At 28.9% G+C, this 21,127-nt stretch carries 22 protein-coding genes and 1 tRNA gene; 7 read left to right on the top strand and 16 right to left on the bottom strand.

What is annotated here, in order from left to right:
• Positions 1 to 178: 178 nt before the first annotated feature.
• From DIS07_RS02815 to DIS07_RS02780, 8 genes are all read right to left on the bottom strand, one after another.
• Complete coding sequence (locus DIS07_RS02815; RefSeq protein WP_109403694.1) at positions 179 to 898, bottom strand: LytR/AlgR family response regulator transcription factor; 720 nt, start codon at positions 896 to 898, stop codon at positions 179 to 181.
• Positions 899 to 901: 3 nt separating this feature from the next.
• Positions 902 to 1,222: an Hpt domain-containing protein gene (locus DIS07_RS02810; protein WP_109403693.1), complete on the bottom strand. Its 321-nt coding sequence runs from the start codon at positions 1,220 to 1,222 to the stop codon at positions 902 to 904.
• Positions 1,222 to 2,265 (bottom strand): sensor histidine kinase, encoded by a 1,044-nt coding sequence (locus tag DIS07_RS02805; protein ID WP_109403692.1) that lies wholly within the window; start codon positions 2,263 to 2,265, stop codon positions 1,222 to 1,224. The genes DIS07_RS02810 and DIS07_RS02805 overlap by 1 nt, the downstream gene beginning before the upstream one ends.
• A complete protein-coding gene (locus DIS07_RS02800; RefSeq protein ID WP_109403691.1) occupies positions 2,265 to 3,404 on the bottom strand; it encodes an FIST signal transduction protein in 1,140 nt (379 codons plus the stop codon). The genes DIS07_RS02805 and DIS07_RS02800 overlap by 1 nt, the downstream gene beginning before the upstream one ends.
• Entirely contained in the window at positions 3,405 to 4,622 is a 1,218-nt protein-coding gene (locus DIS07_RS02795; RefSeq protein WP_109403690.1) for a sensor histidine kinase, read from the bottom strand.
• Positions 4,623 to 5,162, bottom strand: a complete 540-nt coding sequence (locus DIS07_RS02790) for a heme NO-binding domain-containing protein (RefSeq protein WP_109403689.1) — start codon at positions 5,160 to 5,162, stop codon at positions 4,623 to 4,625.
• Positions 5,163 to 5,576 (bottom strand): response regulator, encoded by a 414-nt coding sequence (locus DIS07_RS02785; RefSeq protein ID WP_109403688.1) that lies wholly within the window; start codon positions 5,574 to 5,576, stop codon positions 5,163 to 5,165.
• A gap of 145 nt (positions 5,577 to 5,721) precedes the next feature.
• A complete protein-coding gene (locus tag DIS07_RS02780; RefSeq protein ID WP_109403687.1) occupies positions 5,722 to 6,228 on the bottom strand; it encodes a GNAT family N-acetyltransferase in 507 nt (168 codons plus the stop codon).
• Positions 6,229 to 6,284: 56 nt separating this feature from the next.
• Between DIS07_RS02780 and DIS07_RS02775 the strand changes: the two genes are divergently transcribed.
• The gene (locus DIS07_RS02775) at positions 6,285 to 6,881 is read left to right on the top strand and encodes a PhnA domain-containing protein (protein WP_109403686.1); all 597 of its coding nucleotides are present in this window, start codon (positions 6,285 to 6,287) and stop codon (positions 6,879 to 6,881) included.
• 219 nt (positions 6,882 to 7,100) lie between these two features.
• Here DIS07_RS02775 and DIS07_RS02770 read toward each other — a convergent pair whose 3' ends face one another.
• The 3 genes from DIS07_RS02770 to DIS07_RS02760 all read right to left on the bottom strand — a co-directional run bounded on the left by DIS07_RS02770 (position 7,101) and on the right by DIS07_RS02760 (position 10,628).
• Positions 7,101 to 8,201 carry a DUF4407 domain-containing protein gene (locus DIS07_RS02770; protein WP_109403685.1) on the bottom strand — a complete coding sequence of 367 codons (1,101 nt, stop codon included), beginning with the start codon at positions 8,199 to 8,201 and terminating at the stop codon, positions 7,101 to 7,103.
• 88 nt (positions 8,202 to 8,289) lie between these two features.
• Positions 8,290 to 10,260: a M23/M56 family metallopeptidase gene (locus DIS07_RS02765; protein WP_109403684.1), complete on the bottom strand. Its 1,971-nt coding sequence runs from the start codon at positions 10,258 to 10,260 to the stop codon at positions 8,290 to 8,292.
• A complete protein-coding gene (locus DIS07_RS02760; RefSeq protein WP_109403683.1) occupies positions 10,257 to 10,628 on the bottom strand; it encodes a BlaI/MecI/CopY family transcriptional regulator in 372 nt (123 codons plus the stop codon). The genes DIS07_RS02765 and DIS07_RS02760 overlap by 4 nt, the downstream gene beginning before the upstream one ends.
• 108 nt (positions 10,629 to 10,736) lie before the next feature.
• Here DIS07_RS02760 and DIS07_RS02755 point away from each other — a divergent pair, with 108 nt between their 5' ends.
• The 3 genes from DIS07_RS02755 to DIS07_RS02745 are packed head-to-tail and all read left to right on the top strand — an operon-like array spanning position 10,737 to position 12,017.
• The gene (locus DIS07_RS02755; protein ID WP_109403682.1) at positions 10,737 to 11,369 is read left to right on the top strand and encodes a peptidylprolyl isomerase; all 633 of its coding nucleotides are present in this window, start codon (positions 10,737 to 10,739) and stop codon (positions 11,367 to 11,369) included.
• The gene (locus tag DIS07_RS02750; RefSeq protein ID WP_109403681.1) at positions 11,369 to 11,725 is read left to right on the top strand and encodes a hypothetical protein; all 357 of its coding nucleotides are present in this window, start codon (positions 11,369 to 11,371) and stop codon (positions 11,723 to 11,725) included. The genes DIS07_RS02755 and DIS07_RS02750 overlap by 1 nt, the downstream gene beginning before the upstream one ends.
• The gene (locus tag DIS07_RS02745) at positions 11,703 to 12,017 is read left to right on the top strand and encodes a DUF2490 domain-containing protein (RefSeq protein WP_109403680.1); all 315 of its coding nucleotides are present in this window, start codon (positions 11,703 to 11,705) and stop codon (positions 12,015 to 12,017) included. The genes DIS07_RS02750 and DIS07_RS02745 overlap by 23 nt, the downstream gene beginning before the upstream one ends.
• A 1-nt stretch (position 12,018) precedes the next feature.
• On the opposite strand, the gene DIS07_RS02740 is transcribed toward DIS07_RS02745, so the two are convergent.
• Both DIS07_RS02740 and DIS07_RS02735 read right to left on the bottom strand, forming a co-directional pair.
• Positions 12,019 to 13,257, bottom strand: coding sequence for a DoxX family protein (locus DIS07_RS02740; protein ID WP_109403679.1), 1,239 nt, complete (start codon positions 13,255 to 13,257; stop codon positions 12,019 to 12,021).
• A gap of 36 nt (positions 13,258 to 13,293) precedes the next feature.
• Positions 13,294 to 14,682, bottom strand: coding sequence for a dipeptidase (locus DIS07_RS02735; RefSeq protein WP_109403678.1), 1,389 nt, complete (start codon positions 14,680 to 14,682; stop codon positions 13,294 to 13,296).
• 103 nt (positions 14,683 to 14,785) lie between these two features.
• On the opposite strand from DIS07_RS02735, the gene DIS07_RS02730 reads away from it, so the two are divergent.
• A tRNA-Leu gene (locus tag DIS07_RS02730) sits at positions 14,786 to 14,867 on the top strand.
• Between the two features lie 151 nt (positions 14,868 to 15,018).
• Here the strand turns inward: DIS07_RS02730 and DIS07_RS15030 are convergent.
• The 3 genes from DIS07_RS15030 to galK all read right to left on the bottom strand — a co-directional run bounded on the left by DIS07_RS15030 (position 15,019) and on the right by galK (position 18,633).
• A complete protein-coding gene (locus DIS07_RS15030; protein WP_181374518.1) occupies positions 15,019 to 16,179 on the bottom strand; it encodes a BspA family leucine-rich repeat surface protein in 1,161 nt (386 codons plus the stop codon).
• 263 nt (positions 16,180 to 16,442) lie between these two features.
• Positions 16,443 to 17,465, bottom strand: a complete 1,023-nt coding sequence (locus DIS07_RS02720; protein ID WP_109403677.1) for a UDP-glucose--hexose-1-phosphate uridylyltransferase — start codon at positions 17,463 to 17,465, stop codon at positions 16,443 to 16,445.
• A gap of 19 nt (positions 17,466 to 17,484) precedes the next feature.
• Positions 17,485 to 18,633, bottom strand: coding sequence for a galactokinase (galK, locus tag DIS07_RS02715; RefSeq protein WP_109403676.1), 1,149 nt, complete (start codon positions 18,631 to 18,633; stop codon positions 17,485 to 17,487).
• 438 nt (positions 18,634 to 19,071) lie between these two features.
• Between galK and DIS07_RS02710 the strand changes: the two genes are divergently transcribed.
• Complete coding sequence (locus DIS07_RS02710; protein WP_109403675.1) at positions 19,072 to 19,899, top strand: SDR family oxidoreductase; 828 nt, start codon at positions 19,072 to 19,074, stop codon at positions 19,897 to 19,899.
• Between the two features lie 12 nt (positions 19,900 to 19,911).
• The gene (gene uxuA, locus DIS07_RS02705) at positions 19,912 to 21,099 is read left to right on the top strand and encodes a mannonate dehydratase (RefSeq protein WP_109403674.1); all 1,188 of its coding nucleotides are present in this window, start codon (positions 19,912 to 19,914) and stop codon (positions 21,097 to 21,099) included.
• The last annotated feature ends 28 nt before the right edge of the window (positions 21,100 to 21,127 follow it).

Here is a 21,127-nt window from a genome sequence, read left to right as displayed (position 1 = left end):
AATATTGTTGTAAAAGTAGATATTAGGTCTTTGCATTTTAACTGTCGACGAAATGTTTGGGATGTTTAGACGAACTTATTTTATTACAAATTTTTTATGCCATATTTATCCATAAGAAAACCTCTCAAGTTTTAAAAATGAGAGGTTGTTATATATTTGCCAATATGGAATTTTACTACTAGAGCAAATCTAATCTTTTCATTAATTCTGGTCTTTTTGATCTACTAACAGGAATTACATCTCGTTTTATTAAAACACTGTTATCCTCTATGTCGATAATTTTTTTGAGGTTGATAATATAAGATCTGTGTATTTTTAAAAACAATGAATCTGGTAATTTTTCTTCAATCTTTTTTAAAGTTGAATGTACCGTATATTCTTTTTCTTCTGTTTTTATTTTAATATAATCTCCTTTAGCTTCAACCAAATAAATACTTGGCAAATCTATTTTTATAAGCCTTCTATCAATATTTATGTAAAAGTCGTTGTCAATTTCTTTGTTGTCAGTTAACTTTTGTTTAGGTGAAACTGGTTCTGATGAAGCCAAGTCGAACTTTTCTGCTTTTTGAATTGCTTTTTGAAAACGTGCAATCTCTATTGGTTTTAGTAAATAATCTACAATAAAATCATATTCAAAAGCTTCTATAGCAAATTTAGGGTCTGAAGTTGTTAAAATAATTTTAGGAGGTGATTTTAGACTTTTAATGAAATCAAGTCCATTAAAATCAGGCATATGAATGTCTAAAAAAATTAAATCAATTTTTGTGTCATTTAAAAATTTCATAGCTTGTATTGCACTAGGAAATTCTTCAATAAGGTTTAAAGATTCTATTTCATTACACAGGGTTTTTAAAACGACCCTAGCCATTTTTTCATCATCAATAATAATACAATCCATAGACTATATAGTTTCTATATAATTCGTAATTGCTATTAAAATTTTCTCAAAATCTTGTTGCTTTTCTAGGCTATGTTCACGAAGATTATGTTCAAATTCATTAGCTATTTTATAACTCTTTTCAAGCCCTAAAATACTAATTTTATGTTTAAGTCTATGAACGTTCTCTTCAATTTTTTTAAACTCTTGGAGTTTTAAGCTATTATAATAGTCTTCTTTTTCTTCTGGAAATTCTGTTTTTATAACTGATATTAGCTCATTTTGAATAGACTTGTCTCCTCTAGCTAGTTGATTTACATAATTTAAATTAGGAGTTTCTTGCATTACTTTTCAAGTTTAAAATAAAATATAGTTCCTTTGTTTACTTTGGATTCTAACCAAATTTCTCCATTGTAAATTTCGATAATTTTTTTTACTATAGAAAGTCCAATACCTGTAGATTTAAAATTATCTTCTAATTTTTGAAATGCAATAAAAATTTTATCGAAATATTTTCTTTCTACTCCTTTACCATTATCTTTTATGTGAAACTGCCAAAAATGAGTATTTTCTTTACATCCTATTTCTATATTAATATCTTTTTTGTTATTAAATTGAATAGCATTTTGAATTAAATGAGAAAATAATAATTGAAATCTAGAACGGTTTCCTTTGACAACAGGCAAAAGATCACTTATTTTAAAATTCACTTTTTCAGTTGGATCTAGATTTTCAATAACTTCTTTCACTAAAATATTCATATCTACATCATAATTTTCTTTTTCTATTTTTCCTATAGTCGAATATTCTAAGATTCCTTTTACTAAGGTATCCATCTTCTCTATATTTTCTTTTATTAATTCAAGATTCTCTTTTCCTATTTCTCCTAAAACTTCAGAATAATCTTCTATAACCCATGTTGTAAGGGCTTCTATACTCTGTAATGGCGATTTTAAATCATGAGAGACTAATTGTGCATAATCATTCAGTTCTCTGTTTTGACGCTCTAAACTTTGTACCAATTTGTCTTTTTGTTGGTTAATTTTGATGATTTCTTTGGTTTGATTATCAATGAAATCAGCTAATTTTAAAGAATCAGAACTTTCTAAAGGTCTATCATTATCTAAATCATAAAACTTAAGTTTATCGATAACACCTTCTAACTTTGTAATTACTTGTTTTTGAGATTCGGTCTCTTTGGTTAACTGTTGATTCACATTAAAAAGCTCATCAGAACTAATTTTTGTAGCCCTTTGTAGCATTGCAAATTGCTCATCTGAAGTAGTGTAAGATCTATCTATAGCATCAAAAAACTTATCTAGTTTTTTTTCAGATCGAAACTCTTCTGGTAAAAATTTTCTTATTTGTCTTTTTAATAGTGAATTCATTATTCGCTAATTAATGTAATTGTCATAGTTTGGTTGTGCAATTGACAATTGTTTTCTCCTATAAATGGAGCAATTTCTCCATAAGAATACAATCCTGTAATTGTAGGAGATTTACCTACAACTTCCATTACTTCTTCTACTTCTTCTTCTACTCTTTGGTCTAATACTAATTTTCTACCAATACAACTTACTAAAATGGCTAATTCGGCTTCATTTTTTCTTAATTCTGTGGCATTAATTGCAGCACTTTCGGCTGCATTTACAATATTATCTACATTAGTCATCATTAACTGAACCTTTGAATTTTCAAAAATATCTCCTGCTAAAATCATTGAATTCTCCTCCTCATTAATGTTTAGAATAGTTCTAACAATAGAATGGTTTTCTTTAGTAGATTTTACACTTAACGGATATAATAATGCCGCTCCTGGAAGGTCTTTGGACTTTTCTCCTAAATATTTCTTATACAAATCTAAAGCAGGTAAATTATCTAACTCGTACAAAACATTACCTTTCGATTTGGTTACAATCCTTTCTGGTCCAAAAGGTGTCCATCCTCCATTAATAGAAAAAGAAACTTCTAAAGAATCTCCATACAAACCTATTGCTACAATTTCACCTTGTTTAGGGTTTTCATTATAAGAAGATAATGTTTTTTCAAATCGAGCATCGTCTCCACACAAAGCACCAGTAATTAACAAATTGTTATTGGTTGCAGCATTCATTCCTTTAGTTAATTGGCTTCCATTTATAAAACTTCCTTCAGAAATAACAAATGTGTACTTTAAATTTTCTTTAGGAAGTTGTTTTATCAGTTCTTGCCCAACTAAATGGCTATCCAATTGTTTTTCATTATCTAAAACATTGCTAGTTTTAATGACAAAGTTGCTTCTTTCAAATTCTATTGCAGTAATGGTAACAGAGTTTTCATTGACCGTTAAAGAAGAAATATCTCCAGAAGAAGAACCGAATACTATGTGTCCATCAGAAAACATACTTTTTACTTCTTTATAAATACCTTCGTCTTCTAACATATGTCTATTTCCAAAAACCAATACTAAAGGTGATGTTAATAAAATATTATCAGATAGATATTCCCAATCAGAATTTTTACGTTTTTTTAATTGTACTGTTTTCATTTAGTATTTTTTTATGGTGAAGTAAAATGTAGTTCCCTCATTGACTTGGCTTTCTAACCAGATATCACCTTCATATAAATCGATTATCTTTTTTATGATTGATAATCCAATTCCCGAAGAATCTTCTCTTTTATTAAGTGAATGAAATACTTGAAAAATTTTAGTGTGGTATTTTTCTTCTATTCCTATACCATTGTCTCTGATAGAAAATTGATAAAAGGTTGGTTTTTCTAAGCAATCAATTTCTACAAAACCTTTTTCTTTATCACAAAATTTGATAGCATTACTTATAAAGTTCTGAAAAAGTTGTTGAAATTTAGTAACATCTCCTTTTACTGTAGGAAGGGTGTTTAGAACGTTAATACAAAAATTATCGGGAATAAAAAGTACCTTTTTTAGATTTTCTAGGACACTGTTTAAATTTATATCTTCTTCTTTATGGGTATCAGCTCCAGCACTAGAGTATTCTAAAATATCGGAAATTAATTTTTCCATAGTTTCAAGCGTTGTATCAATTAGATTAAAATTTTGAAGTGTCATTTCATCTAATTTTCCTTCATTATCCGATTTAATCCAAGAAACTAGAGCGCTTATACTTCTTAAAGGAGATTTTAAGTCATGAGAAACAATATGAGCATATTCTTGTAACTCTTTATTACTGTTTTTGAGTTCCTTTAAGATTATTTCTTTTTGCTTTTCTAAAGCTTTTATATGAGTAACATTTCTAGCTACACCTTGAGCTCCTAAAGGTTTTTTATGCTCATCATAAATAATACTAGCATTGATTTGAACCCATTTTACATTTTTGTTTTTTGTAACTATTCTTGCAGTATAATCAGAAAAATGACCTTCTTCTTTTAACTCCTTGTAGGAAGTCATTGCATATGTATAATCATCAGGGTAGATTAAATTTACTACATTAAGAGGTTCTTTGTCAATGTCGTATTCAAATAGATTTTCTGCAATATCATTCATTTTTAAGACATTACCAGACAAATCTATGACTACATAGGCATCATTAATATTTTCGAAAACACCTTGTAATTGTGTGGTCTTTTCATTTAGTAAATTTTCTAATTTCTTATTAACACTTTGAAGTTCTACTGAAGTATTATATAATTCTAAAGATTTTTCTTCTAGAATTTTCTCAGCAGCTTTTCTAGCTTTTCTCTCTCTTTCTAAAGTTCTTTTTAATATTTCAATTTCTTTTAAACTCATTTAGTTTTTGTTGATGATGAATTTTACTTCTGTACCATCTTCTTTTATTTTTTCTAAAACAATATCAGCTGTAGAATTAAAATGTTCAAAAGTTTTATTCATTAAACCTAATCCAAAATGATGCATAGCCCTACTTGATTTATAAATCATTACCAAAGATTTTTCTGTTTTAGACTCTACTATAAAAGTAGGTAATTCTGCTTCCGGATAAATTTTTCTCACTTCTACATGAATGTGATTTTCTATTGATGATAGCATTTCTATGGGGTCTTTATATGTAGCTAATAAACCAGGATAACTGTTTTCTATAACCGAAAAAAAATGTTCTGCGTAGACTAATAACAAATTATCAATAGATATATTAGTATTGTTACTTAAATTTTGAAGTAACTGTAACATTTCTGAAAAACTATATGTGCCAATAGCCGTATAAATTCCCTCTGATTCTAATTCTGATTGTGAAATAATGGTATCTACCATCTCTAATCCAAATTTATTTTCAACTAAGTCTAAAAACTCAGTAAATACGATTCCTTTCATTTAAATATTTTTTAATTCGTTGACACTCCAATATGACAATACTACTTCAATTTTTTTAACATAATCATCATATTTTAAAGGTTTTAAAATATAACCAGAAACTCCAATTTTATAACATTCAAACAAGTCTTTTTGATTGTCTGAAGTAGTTAGAATTATGGTTGGAATATGTTTAAAATCTTCATTATTTTTAATAATGTTTAAAAACTCAATACCATTTATCTTTGGCATGTTTAAATCTAATAAAATTATATCAGGGATTTTACTTTTATCTTTTAAAATTTCTAAAGCTTCTTCTCCGTTTTTTGCTTCATGAAGTGTGTGATTTAGTTTAAGAAATGAAATTGTTCGTTTCATTTTCATAATCTCGATAAGATTATCTTCTATTAATAATATATTAAGATCTTTTTTCAAAACTTTAAGTTTAGGTTTATTCGGGTAAATTTAAAGTTACTTTAAAATAATTGTACCTATCAATGCATAAAATACCTTTTTCTATCGATGAAATGTAATAAAGTGTAGACAAAGATTTTTTAAGTTTCAGGTAAATAGTTTATGTTTAGATTTTTAATAACTCAAAAACAGCATCTTCATCTTCATCAAAAATAACTTGATAACCAATAAATTTAAAATCGAGTTTTTTTAGTAGATTTTGAGATTTATCATTATTAGGTTTTGTAAAAGCCAATACTTTCTTTTGGTTAAATGTTTCCTGTACATAATTAATAATCAATTTTGTTGCTTCAATTGCGTAACCTTTTCCTCTTCCTTTAGGTAAAAAACCGTAACCAATATCCACAAAATTTAAAGATTCTCGTTGTAAAGCTGTAGAAGTTCCTATAAGCTCTTGAGTACTTTTTAAGACAACGGTAAAAAAACCAAGACCACCTAATTTAGAATTTTCGGTTTTCATTTTCTTTAGATACTTTTCAGTTTCATCCACAGATTTTAAGTTTTTATCACTTATAAAACGAATCCAATCTGGATCGTTAAATAGCTCAAAATAAAATGAAGCATCACTTATTTGAATATCTCTAATAATAAGCCTTTTACTTTCTAAAAACATCTGTTAAAGATAGATTTAAAAATGTACTTTTGCCAACAATCAATCTAAAAAAAGCAATGAGTTTACAACAAGATTTAGAAAACAGAAGTGGAAATCAATGTGAATTATGTACATCTACAAATAGCCTAACAATTTACGAAGTAAAACCAAAACTGACAGGAGGAGGTGGAGTAGATGGTAGTTTATTGACTTGTGAAACTTGTGTAACTCAAATTGAAAATCCTGATACAACAGATGCAAATCACTGGCGTTGTTTAAACGATGCTATGTGGTCTGAGTACAGAGCTGTAAAAGTAGTTGCTTGGAGAATGTTGTCGCGTTTAAGAAAAGAAGGTTGGCCACAAGATTTACTAGATATGATGTATTTAGAAGATGATGAATTGCGTTTTGCTAAAGAATCTGGAGATCATTTAGAAGAAAGCGAAAAAATTATTCACAGAGACGCAAATGGTGCCATTTTACAAGCTGGAGATTCTGTGGTTTTAATCAAAGATTTAAAAGTAAAAGGTTCTAGTATGGTTGCAAAACAAGGAACTGCTGTTCGTAGAATTTCTTTAGACCATGAAAATGCCAAATATATAGAAGGCAAAGTTGGACCTACCCAGATTGTAATTATTACAGATTACGTTAAAAAAATGGCTGAGAAAGAATAACGTGTCACTTCGAGTTGTTTTCAGAAAGAAAATTGCATCGAGAAGTTGGGCGTTACCTTACAGGTCGCGCTTTCCATTCTATCTTTTTAGTTTTGTTCTCGATACAAATTTGCTCATTCTTCACAAATTTACTCGAACTGACAACTAAAAAGGTTAAGAATATCAGCAGATATTCGAACGGTTTCAATCGCTAACGCACTTGTTTGCCAGCAATAGTTTTTACAACATTTTTTGTTGCTTTTTATAAAACGAATCTGCTTGTAATTTCATTAAATCGCGAGCTATTTTTTGTTTGTAAGTATACAATTCTTCTTCTTCAGAAATGTCATCATACACTTTTTTAGAAACAACAATATCCGTTTGTAGCATTTTTTCTCTTTGTTGCACTTGTTGTTTCACCCAAGTTTTTACAGCAGTTTCTTGATCTTCTAATTTAAAATCATATTCTCCTTTTGATGCAATCAATTTTGCAAAAATGGGAGATGTCTCTATAGCCAAAAACAATAAGAAGATAAAGAATGATGGAAGCCAAGGTAATTTACCTAATGCATTTATTCTTGCCATTAAACCATCAAAATTAGCAATAATTGGTTGCGTTTTAGTTTCAGACAACTTTTGATTCTTTTGTAAATCTGAAACGGCAAGTTCTTTGGCTTGTATTTTTGCGGTATTGTCTTTTTTCAATTGATTCAATTCCGCTAAAGAAGCATCGTGTTTCTCACGCTTTTCTTTATAAACAGGTCCTTTGCCTAATAATTTTGTTCCTTTTCTACCTTCAGCTTCAGCAATATAGGTTTCATATAAAGCATTTGTTACTGTTTCTTTGGTGGTAATTTCTTGTTTTAATTTGTTAATTTCATCATTAATATTTGCAATTTCAGGAGTAAATTGTTCAGCAATTTGAGTTTTGTTATCCAAAGTCATTTGGTTTTTTTCAGTCAATAAAACCTGATTGATTTCTTTCTCAAACAATTTCAATTCTAAAGGTTTTGATATAACAATTGCTATAATTACCGCCAACAAAATTCTTGGAGATGCTTGCAAAATCTCTTTCCATTTAGAATCTGATTTTTTAATGGTAGAAACAATAAATCTGTCTAAATTAAAGATGAGTAATCCCCATATGATTCCAAAGAAAATAGCAGCAGACAAATTATCGAAAACCGTAAAAAGCGCATAACTACCTGCTATAGTTGCCATAACTGCTGTAAAAAACACAGTAGCACCAATACCCACATATTTATTTTGTTCTCCATCAGAACAGTTTTCTATAATATTTTTATCAACTCCAGAACAGGTCAAAAAGAATTTTTTAAGCACAATTTATTATTTAAGTATACTATTACAACGTATTTAAATTGAATTTGTTACATAAAAAAAACCTTGATTTCTCAAGGTTTTATAATTTTTAGTTTTTAATTGGAGTTTTAGAAATCCAAACTTTATAATTGCTGTAGTTTGTACTTTCTGAATGGATATTTAACTTTTTGTTCTTTTTTAAAAGTTCTATTGCTTTATCAGAATTTATAGATTTACCTTCGTAGTAAAATTTTGCTCCTTTTTTTGCCATTTTAATGACTTGGTCTAAATGGTTTTTTGGAGGTGGTGGAGGCGGAATCATATAATCATTTCCGGTTCTATTTTTCCATTTTTTATAAGCCTTTTTAGCTATTAGAATTTCTTGTTTTGTTGAATTAGGAGGTGGTGGAGGTGGTGGAATTAATAATTTATCTGCTTCTGTTAATTTAGCTGGTAATTTATAAAACACCTTGTTATTCTTCATTAATCTTACATAAGGATGGTATGGATAAATAGGTCTTTTTGCTTTCTTTTTATTATTTTTTGAAAGCTTATAATATAAAGTTCCTAAAAGCGAAAAACTATCAGTTAAATCGTATTGCCTTTCTTTAGAACTGTTTACAAAGTGAGGTTTTTTATTTCTTTCAATTTCATAAAGGTTATATGTTTTTTGGTATTTTGATAAATCAAATTTAGATTCGATGTTAGAGATTGTTTTTGTTATTTCTAAGTCTTTTGTTGGACTGTTTTTAAATTTGATAAAATCTAAAGGATTCACATTTTTTTGATTTTTTAAAATTTCAAAATGCAAATGTCTGTTTATAGACCTTCCACTATTTCCAATTACACCTATTTTTTCTCCAGTTTTTACTATTTGACCCTTTTTAACATTTATGGAATTCATATGTGCATAAAAACTTCGCAATCCATTTTTATGTTCAATAACCACAAACTTACCATAGGCTATGTCATTTTCAGACATATCAATAACTTTTCCATTTTTTACAGATAGGATGTTTGCTTTTTTATCAGCAACAATGTCAATTCCCTTGTGCATCTTCCTAATTTTTAAAATTGGATGTTTTCTAATACCAAATTTGGAGCTGATTTTAGGATTAAATTTTTGTTCAATTGGAAAAATGAAAGAATTTTTTTTTGAGGTTTCAATAACTTTTGTTGTGTTTTTTCCTGTTTTTTTGGCTTTATGTGCCTCAACTCTTTCTGCAAAGAGAAAAATAAAACTTGCTAATAATGGAATTATCATTAGTTTTTTTAACAAGATTTTTGTGTGTGAACTTTGTGTAGTCATCATTAATAATCTTTTTTTAGTAAGTGAATAGTTTAAATTACTTGCTAAGTAATATTCGTTGTTCCAAGTAGCTTTATTCAGTAATAAATGCTGGTATTGTGATGTGTTTTTATGTTGATGAATAACGGTTTCATCTGCAATGAATTCGTGATTTAATTGAACTGCTTTTTTTAGAAATATGAATATTGGATTAATCCAAAATACAATTTGAAACAGTTCAATCAACAATACATCTATTGTGTGTTTTTCAGTAACATGTGTTAATTCGTGTGTAAATAACTCTTCTTCAATTTTTTCATTGAAATAATCCTTTTTACTTATAAAAATGTATTTCCAAAATGTATGCGGTAGTATGTTATCTTCAACTAAAACTAAGATTGCATTTTCATATTTCACTTTTTTGTTTAAGCTTATTTTTTGAAGAATTTTAAATAAATTCCTTCCAAAACGAAACAGGAATATAATTGATATTAAAAGGTAAATTCCTTTTAATACTTGGGTATAATCAAACGCTTCTTTTAAAATAATTGGCGCAGTGTTTTCTATAAGTGTTGGGACTTCATAAGTCGGAATTACAGCTGAAGTTTCCGCAGGTATTTCTGTTGGCGAAACAATTGTAATTGTCGCTAAAGGAACTAAAAATGAAAATAAAATACTACCTAATAAATAGAAACGATTAAAATTATGCATTTTTTCTTTTTCTAAAATCGAATGATAAAAGAAAAGTAGCAAAGCCAAACAACCCATGGATTTTATAATATATAATATCATTTTTGTTGTTTTTTAATTTGACTATCAATTACCTTTTTTAGTTCTTCTAACTCCTCAGTAGAAAGGTTTGTTTCTTTAGTAAAAAATGAAGCAAACTGACTTGCAGAATTATTAAAGAAATTTTTGATTAAACCATTAACGTGTTTAGAGAAATAATCTGTTTTTTTTATCAACGGAAAATATTCTCTAGATTTTCCAAACAATTTATATTCGATAAAACCTTTGTCAGAAATTCTTTTTAATAGAGTAGCAACAGTTGTTGTTGCTGGTTTTGGTTCTGGGAAATCTTCTAATAAATCTTTTAAAAATGCTTTTTTACGTTTCCATAAATATTGCATTAATTGTTCTTCAGTTTTAGATAATTGCATAACTACTGTATTTTTACTCTACAAACATAGAATAAATATTTTAATTCTACAAATGTAGAGTTAAAATTTATTTCATCTTTGTTATCTTCGTAATTATATACATCGTTTATGAAAAAAATATTTTATTGCTTATCGCTTTGTCTTTTAATGTCTTGTGCTAAAAAAATATTTAGTGAAAAATGGACAAAAAAAGAAGCTCCAGAAGAATTTAGAGCAAGATTTGAAACCACAAAAGGTAATTTTGATATTTATGCAAAAAGAAGCTGGTCTCCAAAAGGTGTAGATAGGTTATATAATTTAATCAAACATAAGTATTACACTGAGATGCCAATTTTTAGAGTAGTACCTAATTTTGTAGCTCAATTTGGTATTCATAAAGATTCTATTATCAATAAAGTATGGAATAATTTTACTTTAGATGATGAACCTGTAATTGCCAAAAATGATTCAATGTCTATTGCATTTGCAAGAGGAGGAAAGAAAACTAGAACCACTCAAATTTTCATCAACTTAAAAAATAATCATCGTTTAGATACGCTTACATATTCTGGTGTAAAAGGTTTTCCTGTGATTGCTAAGGTTACCAATGGGTTTGAAAATGTTTTAAAATTTTATGATAAATATGGGGATGAGTTAGGACGTCGCCAAGATTCTATTAATATCTATGGAAATGATTTTATCAAAAGAAAATATCCAAATGTAGATTATATAAAGAAAGCCTATTTATTAAAATCAAAATAATGAAAACTTTTTTTTCTACTGTATTACTCATTTTTTTATCTGTTAATTCTCTTTTATCTCAAGAGAAATTTGAAAAAGAATACAGAGTAAAGCCTAAAGATGTACCTAAGAAATCTTTAGAAATAATAAAAATTTGGAACTTTAAAAATAAAGTAAAATGGTACGTAGAAGAAAGTCAAGATGGAAAAACTTTTGAAGCAAAAGTTCGCTATAAAAAGTATAAATACAGTATTGAATTTTCTAAAGAAGGAAATATTATTGATGTTGAAAAAACAGTAAAATTCTCTCAACTACAAAAAAAGATAATTCAAAAAATTGTAAAAACACTAGAAAATAGGACATCGTTTTGCATTTGAGCAATTTTATCAACCTAAAAAACAAACAACTTTTAGAACTCGTTATAGAATTAGCACAGAAAAACCGTTAAATGGAGAACGTGTAGATGTAAAAGAATTTTACATCAAATTTGCGAACGAATATTTGTGTGATTTTTCTGATTTTGAAATTAGAGTAACTCAGTATTTAGGTTACCAAGCATCTAAAAAAGACAAAATAGAGTTTGGTTTATATTATAGAGTTAGCGATTTTATCTCGAATCAAACCGAAAATACTTTGTGGTTGAGAACTACTTGGTATATTTCTTTGTAATTTATCTATTTAAAGGATATTCATTCACCCAATGAAAACCTCTCGATTTTAATAAAAAATCTTCAGGAGACTTAAATTTTAATTGAATGTTTAAAGTATCATTCTTAAAAACTCCTTTGATGAATAACATAGAATCATTTTTTTGATAAGTAAGTGTATCTAGTTTTTTTTCTCTAAATTTCCCAAAAAATATATTATTATTTACAGTGTCTACAGTAAATTTATAAGGCAGTAATTTATCATCTAAAGTTTTAATAGTTGCATATTTGTTCTGATCAATTGTTATGTAGTTCCATCTTTCTTTTAAACTAGACTCAGTAAAGGTGTTTTGTCTATTTTTTTGAAACTTAGTAACTTGCCAAATTCCATATAAAGGAGATTTAGAATTTAAGTATCTTTTTTTATATCTGGGGTAACTTGTAAGGATAAAAAAAACTGTAGTTACCAAAAATAATACTGTTTTTGAAATCAATATAATTTTTCTGTCTTCCTTATTTTGTTGAGGATATATAGTGTAATTATTAATGTTTTTGTTTAAAACTACTACTCCAAAAAATCTTTTAAAATCAGCCATTAAAATTAAGATGCCCATTAACATTAAATGGAAAGAAAATATTTTTACTGGAATGTCGAAACATAAATTCATCATAAAAACATTTAGCATCACAACAATAGTTGCAATTGCACCATATGTTTGTGTTCTTCTAGATATTAATAAAATGCCAGCGGTAACTTCTGCTAAACCAGCAAAAACACTATAGGTTTTTGAAAATCCCATAAAATCCCAAGCTAACCCCATTGGAGATTTGTTGCCAAATGTTGAAATTAAATCTGAGTTTGATAAAGCTGGCATTTGTAAGTGAAATATTTTTACAATACCGTATGTAAACATAAAAAAGATAAGAATAAACCTTAATCCAACTAAAAGTCCATATTGTAGTTGGTTATATGATTTTCTTTTCCGGTCTAAAAAAGACCAAATGATATTTCCTAATATAGAAAAGCATAAGAACAGAAAAAGCATTAAATATGCATAAGTTGTATCTCCACTTCCTCTGCCATTTGATGAGAAGTCATAATCAATATTAAAAACAAAAGTTCCTATCCAATTAATTACAGGCTCCCACAAACTGGAAGTAAATATTGATAAAACATAAAGCGAAAAATATAAAAATAAAAATCTGAAACTCATTTTTTCAAACGAACTCCAGATTTCTTTTTTTTCTCTTGTTAAAATCATAGTCAGTAATTTTTATACTAACTAAAATTACAAATTTTACTTTGATAACTCAGTAAAATATTGATAAAAGTAAGGTATTGTTTCAATTCCTTTTAGGTAATTCCAAATGCCAAAATGTTCGTTTGGAGAGTGAATTGCATCCGAATTTAAACCAAATCCCATTAAAATCGTTTTACTTTTTAGTTCTTGTTCAAACAAAGCTACAATAGGAATGCTTCCTCCACTTCTTTGAGGAATTGGCGTTTTACCAAATGTAGTTTCATAGGCTTTACTTGCTGATTGATAGGCAATATTATCTATTGGTGTAACATAACCTTGTCCTCCATGATGAGGTTTTACAACAACTTTTACAGATTTTGGTGCAATACTTTCAAAATGTTTTTTAAACAATTCTGTAATTTCTTTCCAATTTTGATTCGGAACTAAACGCATAGAAATTTTAGCATAGGCTTTACTTGCAATAACCGTTTTAGCTCCTTCACCAGTATAACCACCCCAAATTCCGTTTACGTCTAGTGTTGGTCTTATAGAGTTTCTTTCATTAGTAGAATAACCATTTTCACCATAAACATCATCAATATCTAATGCCTTTTTATAGTTCTCTAAAGAAAAAGGTGCTTTTGCCATTTCTTTTCTTTCTTCGGCTGTTAAATCTTCAACATTATCATAAAAACCAGGAATGGTAATATGATTATTTTCATCGTGCAAAGAAGCAATCATTTTGGTTAAAATATTAATAGGATTTGCTACTGCACCACCATACAATCCAGAATGTAAATCTCTATTTGGACCAGTAACTTCAACTTCAACATAGCTTAAACCACGTAAACCAGTTGTGATTGAAGGAATGTCGTTGGCAATCATACCTGTGTCAGAAATTAATATAACATCATTGGCTAGTTTTTCTGTATTTCTTGGGACAAACCAAGCCAAACTTTCTGAGCCAACTTCTTCTTCACCTTCAATCATAAATTTTACATTACAAGGTAAATTTCCAGTTGAGGTCATATATTCTAATGCTTTTACGTGCATATACATTTGTCCTTTGTCATCGCAAGCACCTCTTGCAAAAATGGCCCCTTCAGGATGAATTTCTGTTTCTTTAATTACTGGTTCAAAAGGGGGAGAAGTCCATAAATCAATTGGGTCCGCAGGTTGTACATCATAATGTCCGTACACTAAAACTGTTGGTAAGCTTTTATCAATAATTTTTTCTCCATAAATTATTGGATATCCAGGAGTTTCGCACAATTCTACTTTGTCACAACCGGCTTTTTTAAGACTTTCTAAAACAAAATCAGCAGTAATTAAAACATCTTTTTTATAGGCAGAATCTGCACTTATAGATGGTATTTTTAGTAATTCAATTAATTCGTTTAAAAACCTTTTTTTATTTTCTTTTATATAAGATTGAATTGCGCTCATTTGAAGTGATTTTTTTGTCTATCAAAAATAGAAAAATAATAATGAACTACTTTGCAGTTTGTAAGTATTGTTTATATTTGCATCCCAATTAAATTGGAAAGTTGCAGGCGTGGTGGAATTGGTAGACACGCTAGACTTAGGATCTAGTGCCGCAAGGTGTGAGAGTTCGAGTCTCTCCGCCTGTACAGATAAAAATCTCATCATATTGATTTCCAATAAGTTGAGATTTTTTAGTTTTTGAAATTGTACGATTTTTGTATTGTAGGTAAAACATAACGTGATTTTAGGAGGTGTATAAAAAATAAAGTGTAGTTATAACTTTATTTTTTTTCATTATCAAAGTTTTATAAATTTTTTATTTATTTTTTTTTCTCCATTAGAAATACGAATCATATAAATTCCTTTTGGTAATTCTTTAACGTCTATTTTACGTATATTTACTTTGGTACTAATCTTTTTTCCTTGAGCATTGTAAATAGTAATTTTTATTGGTGACTCACTTCCCTTTATGAATATATTAGCAATTACAGGGTTTGGGTATAATGAAATAGTATAATTATTACTTTCATTATCTTTTGTGCTTAAAGAACTACAGTCCAGTCCGTCGTCTATAATTATCCAACCAAATTTATCAATTATTCCTTGTCTTTCTTTTTGTGAATTGCAGTAATTTACACCTGCAGCCCCAAAATTAACTCCTTGTTTTAATGTTAAAGAAAACCAACCTGATAAAATTGCGTCGTAATTTTCGATTGATAAGCCAGTTTTACTAAATATATTATCCATTTTAGTAACATTACTTACATCCCAAGAACTAATGTCTTGGTTAAAAGCAGTTGCATTATAAAACATTCTATTCATTGAATTCACCTTACTTACATCCCAGGAACTTATATCTTGGTTGAACTCAGAAGCTTCAAACATTCCACCCATATTAATTACATTACTTACATCCCAAGAACTAATGTCTTGGTTGAACTTAGAATCACGAAACATATGCCCCATATTAGTTACATTACTTACATCCCAAGAACTAATGTCTTGGTTAAATGAACTTGGTTTGTAAAACTCAGATTTAAACATACTGCTCATATTAGTTACATTACTTACATCCCAAGAGCTTATGTCTTGGTTAAAAGCATCTGAATTCCAAAATAGACCAGTCATATCTTTTACGTTGCTTACATCCCAAGAACTAATATCTTGGTTGAATTTAGTTTCTTCAAACATATACCTCATGGATGTTACATTACTTACATCCCAAGAACTTATGTCGGCATTAAATTCATATTTTAAATTAAAGGCTTCGTCCATATTAGTTACTTGACTAACATCCCAGTCTGGCATTGAACCATATTCGCTATTTGAACACAAACCATCTATATTATTACTACTAAGGCATTTGTTAATAGCTGTTTTGAAATTTGAATTTGTAATAGGAGTTTGAGAATACCCTATTAATGATATAATGTAAATAATGATAGTGATTCTTTTCATAGCTTCTTGTTTTTTCTCAAAGTTAAAAAATAAAGTTGTTTTTAAAACATCATTTTATACATTTCGTGCATAATTAGTTTAATGTACTTTACCTGATTCGTTTATTTAGAAATTAATAAACTTTCAATATCAGATTTATTAATGCTTTCGGCTTTATTAATTTGCTCTAAAAGTTTTAAATACTTCTTTGTTGGTTTCTCCGCCTGTACAGAAAAAAAGCTTCTCAAAATGAGAAGCTTTTTTAGTTTTGAAAAGTTTGTTATTTATAAACAATCTTTTATCATTTTTACTGCTTGTTCTGCAGTTATATCTCTTTGTGGAGTTCCAAACATTTCATAACCTACCATAAATTTCTTTACAGAAGCGCTTCTTAATAATGGTGGATAAAAACTCATATGCCAATGCCAATGTTTGTTTTCATTTCCATCTGTTGGTGCTTGATGAATTCCTGAAGAATACGGGAAAGATGTGTTAAAAATTTTATCGTAAGCTTTGGTTAAAATCGCAATTGCTTCTCCATATTGTAAAGCTTCTTCCGTATTCATTTCCAAGATATTAGCTTGTTTTTTTTTAGGAACAATCATTGCTTCAAAAGGCCAAATAGCCCAGAAAGGAACTAAAACTACAAAACCATCATTTTCAAAAATAATTCGTTCCTGTTTTTCTAATTCTTGTGCTAAATAGTCACCCAATAAGCTGCTGTTATTATTATTATAATAATTTAATTGTTGGGTATTTTTCTTATCAACTTCATTAGGTAATGACGATTGACTCCAAATTTGACCATGAGGATGTGGATTACTACAGCCCATTACAGCTCCTTTGTTTTCAAAAATTTGTACATAATTAATGCTAGGGTTTGCTACTAATTCTTTAAACTCTTTTTGCCATGCAAAAACTACTTTTTGAATTTCTGCTGCAGACATATCTGCTAAACTTTTAGAATGATCAGGGCTAAAACATATTACTTTACAAATACCAGTTTCACTTTGTGCTTTAAACAATCCATCATTTACATTAAAAGATGGCGAGTCATTTTGTAAAGCTGCAAAATCGTTTGTAAACACAAAAACATCTGTATATTTTGGGTTTATTTCACCATTAATTCTTGTATTTCCTGCGCATAAATAACACTTTTCATCATATGTAGGACGTTTTTCGTTATTTACTGCTTCATTTTGCCCTTGCCAAGGTCTTTTTGCTCTGTGAGGAGAAACTAATACCCATTCTCCAGTTAAGATATTAAATCGCTTATGCGAGTAATCTTGTAAATTTGTATTGTTCATTTTGTTGTTTTGTAGTTGATTATTTTACTAAATGTGTTCCTTGAAAAAGTTCTATAAAGTAAACAGAACAATCATTATCAAATTTATTTTTATATGCTTTAGATGCAGTTTCTGCAAAAGCTTTTGCTTCTTTTTTAGCGATTAAATTAATGGTACAACCACCAAATCCACCACCCATCATTCTTGCGCCTAAAACGTGCTTGTTCTTTTTAGCTTGAGTAACTAAAAAATCTAACTCATCACAACTTACTTTGTATTGGTCTGATAAACCTGCGTGCGATTGATAAATTAAAGACCCCAATAATTCCAAATCGTTATCTTCTATTGCTTTTGCAGCTTTAATAGTTCTTGCATTTTCTTGTATAACATACAGAGCTCTTTGATAATTAGAAGGAGTAACTTTATCAATCACGGTTTCTAAATCTGCTTCTGTAGCGTCTCTTAATGCTTTTACACCTAACAATTCTGAAATGCTTTCACAAGCAGAACGTCTATCATTATAAGCGCTATCAGACAAACTATGTTTTACATTTGTGTTGATTAACATTAATTGATGGTTTTTAAAATCAATCTTATAAGGACGAGATTCAACTGATCTACAATCTAAATGTAAAGCGTTGTCTTTGATACCAAACATACTTGCGTATTGATCCATAATTCCACAGTTAACCCCCACATAATTATGTTCAGCTTTTTGAGAAATTAAAATCATTTCGTGTTTGGTTAACCCTAATTCAAATAGTTCGTTCAATCCGAAAACTACTGAATTTTCTAATGCTGCAGAAGAAGACATACCTGCTCCTCCAGGAATATTTCCTTTAAAGATGATATTGAAATCACCCACAATTTTATTTCTATTTTGAATTTCTGCAACAACTCCAAAAACGTAATTTTCCCAATTTCCTTTCTTAGAAGGTTTTAATTTATCTAATTCAAAATTTACTGTACTATCCATATCTAGAGCAATAGCTGTACATTTTCCAGAATTACTTTTTTGAATTGCAGCTGCAATTCCTTTATCAACAGCAGCAGGAAAAACAAATCCGTCATTATAATCTGTATGTTCTCCAATAATGTTGATTCTTCCTGGAGAAAAAATTAATAAAGGTTCTGTTTTAAAAACTTCTAAAAATTTATTTTTTACTTCATTCATTAACGACTTGTCCATGATTAAATTATTTTTGTAGAACCGATATTTATTTACTTTTTATGGCAAGCTAGTTTTCTTAAACTATACTTTATGAAACAAATATAGTGAATTTCTAAAAAACCTACCAGTTCGTACTAGTTGTTATTAGGGTTAATCCTAGTAAAATTTCACAAGATGAAATTATTCTACTTCTTGAAATTAGGGTCAAAAATCCTTAAATAGGATATATTAGTACAATTTGTTAAAACAAGACGCTGGATTTTTCTTTTTTATCGTTTGTAATGTGTTGATTTTTATATATTTGAATAGGAAAATATATTTTAAAGAAATTTCTTTAAAATATATAGTTTAGATTTATTAAAAAATAAAGATAAAACAAGATAGTACAGGACATTCAAAAGAACTTACTTACTTACTTTTACTCTTTAAATTATACAACCAGATTTTAACTTATCAATGAGCAAAACAATCGTATTAACAGGAGCAGGTGGTGTTTTATGTAGCACAATGGCTATGGCACTTGCAAAAAAAGGAAACAGAATAGCTGTTTTAGATTTAAGAGAAGAAGCAGCTAATAAAGTGGCACAAGAAATTAAAGATGCAGGTGCAGAAGCTATTGGAGTTGCTGCTAATGTATTAGAAAAAGATTCTCTTGAAAAAGCAAAACAAGTTGTAAATGATGCTTTTGGTAAAGTGGATATCTTAGTCAATGGAGCTGGAGGTAATCATCCTTTAGGAACAACTTCTAATCCGTTTTTTGCAATGGAAGACTTACAAAATGCAGCTGAAGGTTTTAAAACTTTCTTCGATTTAGATCCAAAAGGAATTGAATTTACATTCAATTTAAACTTTTTAGGAACGTTAATTCCTACCCAGGTTTTTGCTACTGATATGGTTGGACGTGAAGGATGTTCTATCTTAAACATATCCTCTATGAACGCATACACTCCATTAACAAAAATACCAGCATATAGTGGTGCAAAGGCTGCAATTTCTAATTTTACACAGTGGTTAGCAGTACATTTTTCTAAAGTTGGTATCCGTGTAAACGCTTTAGCTCCAGGTTTCTTTTTAACGGATCAAAACCGAGCATTATTAACCAATGAAGATGGAAGCTTAACACAAAGAGGTCAACAAATTATAGATCAAACACCTATGGGGCGTTACGGAACTGCAGACGATTTAGTGAGTTCTACGTTGTATTTGTGTGATGATGCTTCTGCATTTGTTACAGGAATTGTAATTCCTATTGATGGTGGTTTCTCAGCATATAGTGGCGTATAAAAAAAGCATAAAATGATACAAAATTTAGAACAAACTTGGCGTTGGTATGGACCAAATGATCCAGTTTCTTTATCAGACATAAAACAAAGTGGTGCAACAGGAATTGTTTCTGCATTACATCATATTCCAAATGGAGAGGTTTGGACAGTTGAAGAAATTACCAAAAGAAAAGAAATTATAGAAAATGTAGGATTGACTTGGTCTGTAGTAGAATCGGTGCCAATTCATGAGAACATTAAAACTAAATCTGGCGATTATCAAAAATATATCGAAAACTACAAACAAACTCTTTTAAATTTAGGAGAATGTGGAATTGATATTGTTTGCTATAACTTTATGCCAGTATTAGATTGGACACGTACTAATTTAGATTACGAAGTGTCTGATGAATCTACTGCATTACGTTTTGAAGCTGCTGCTTTTGCTGCTTTCGAATTGTATTTGTTAAAAAGACCTGGTGCAGAAGAAGCTTATTCTGATAATCAAAGGCAAAAAGCAGCTGAGTTTATTAAAAACACATCTGAAGAGGAGCAAAAAAAGTTAATCAGAAATATTATTGCTGGTTTACCAGGTGCAGAAGAAGGATACAGTTTAGAAGAGTTCAATCAAATTTTAGCAACCTATAAAAATATTGGATCTAAAGAATTAAAAGCGAATTTATTTTCGTTTTTATCAGAAATTATTCCTGCTGCAGAACAAGCAGGAGTATTAATGTGTATTCATCCTGATGATCCACCTTTCCCAATTTTAGGATTACCAAGAGTAGTTTCTACAGAACAAGATATCGAAGATATTTACAATGCAGTTCCTTCTCAAAATAACGGATTAACTTTTTGTACAGGTTCTTTTGGAGTTAGAGCAGATAATGATTTAGCAGGAATGGTAGAACGTTTAGGAGATCGAATTCATTTTATTCATTTGCGTGCTACAAAACGTGATGAAGAAGGAAATTTCCACGAAGCAGATCATTTAGAAGGTGATGTAGATATGTATGCAGTAATGAAAGCTTTGATTTTAGAGCAGCAAAAAAGAATTGCTGCTGGAAGACAAGATTTGAGAATGCCTTTTAGACCCGACCACGGTCATAAAATGTTAGACGATTTAAAAAAGAAAACAAATCCAGGGTATTCAGGAATTGGTCGTTTACGAGGTTTAGCTGAGTTGAGAGGATTAGAATTAGGAATCAGACGTTCTTTATAATAGAAACAAAATAGAATAAAAAAGAAAT

It is taken from the genome of Polaribacter aquimarinus, assembly GCF_003129485.1.
Classification (GTDB): Bacteria; Bacteroidota; Bacteroidia; order Flavobacteriales; family Flavobacteriaceae; genus Polaribacter; species Polaribacter aquimarinus.
This window is presented reverse-complemented; position numbering and strand designations above follow the sequence as displayed.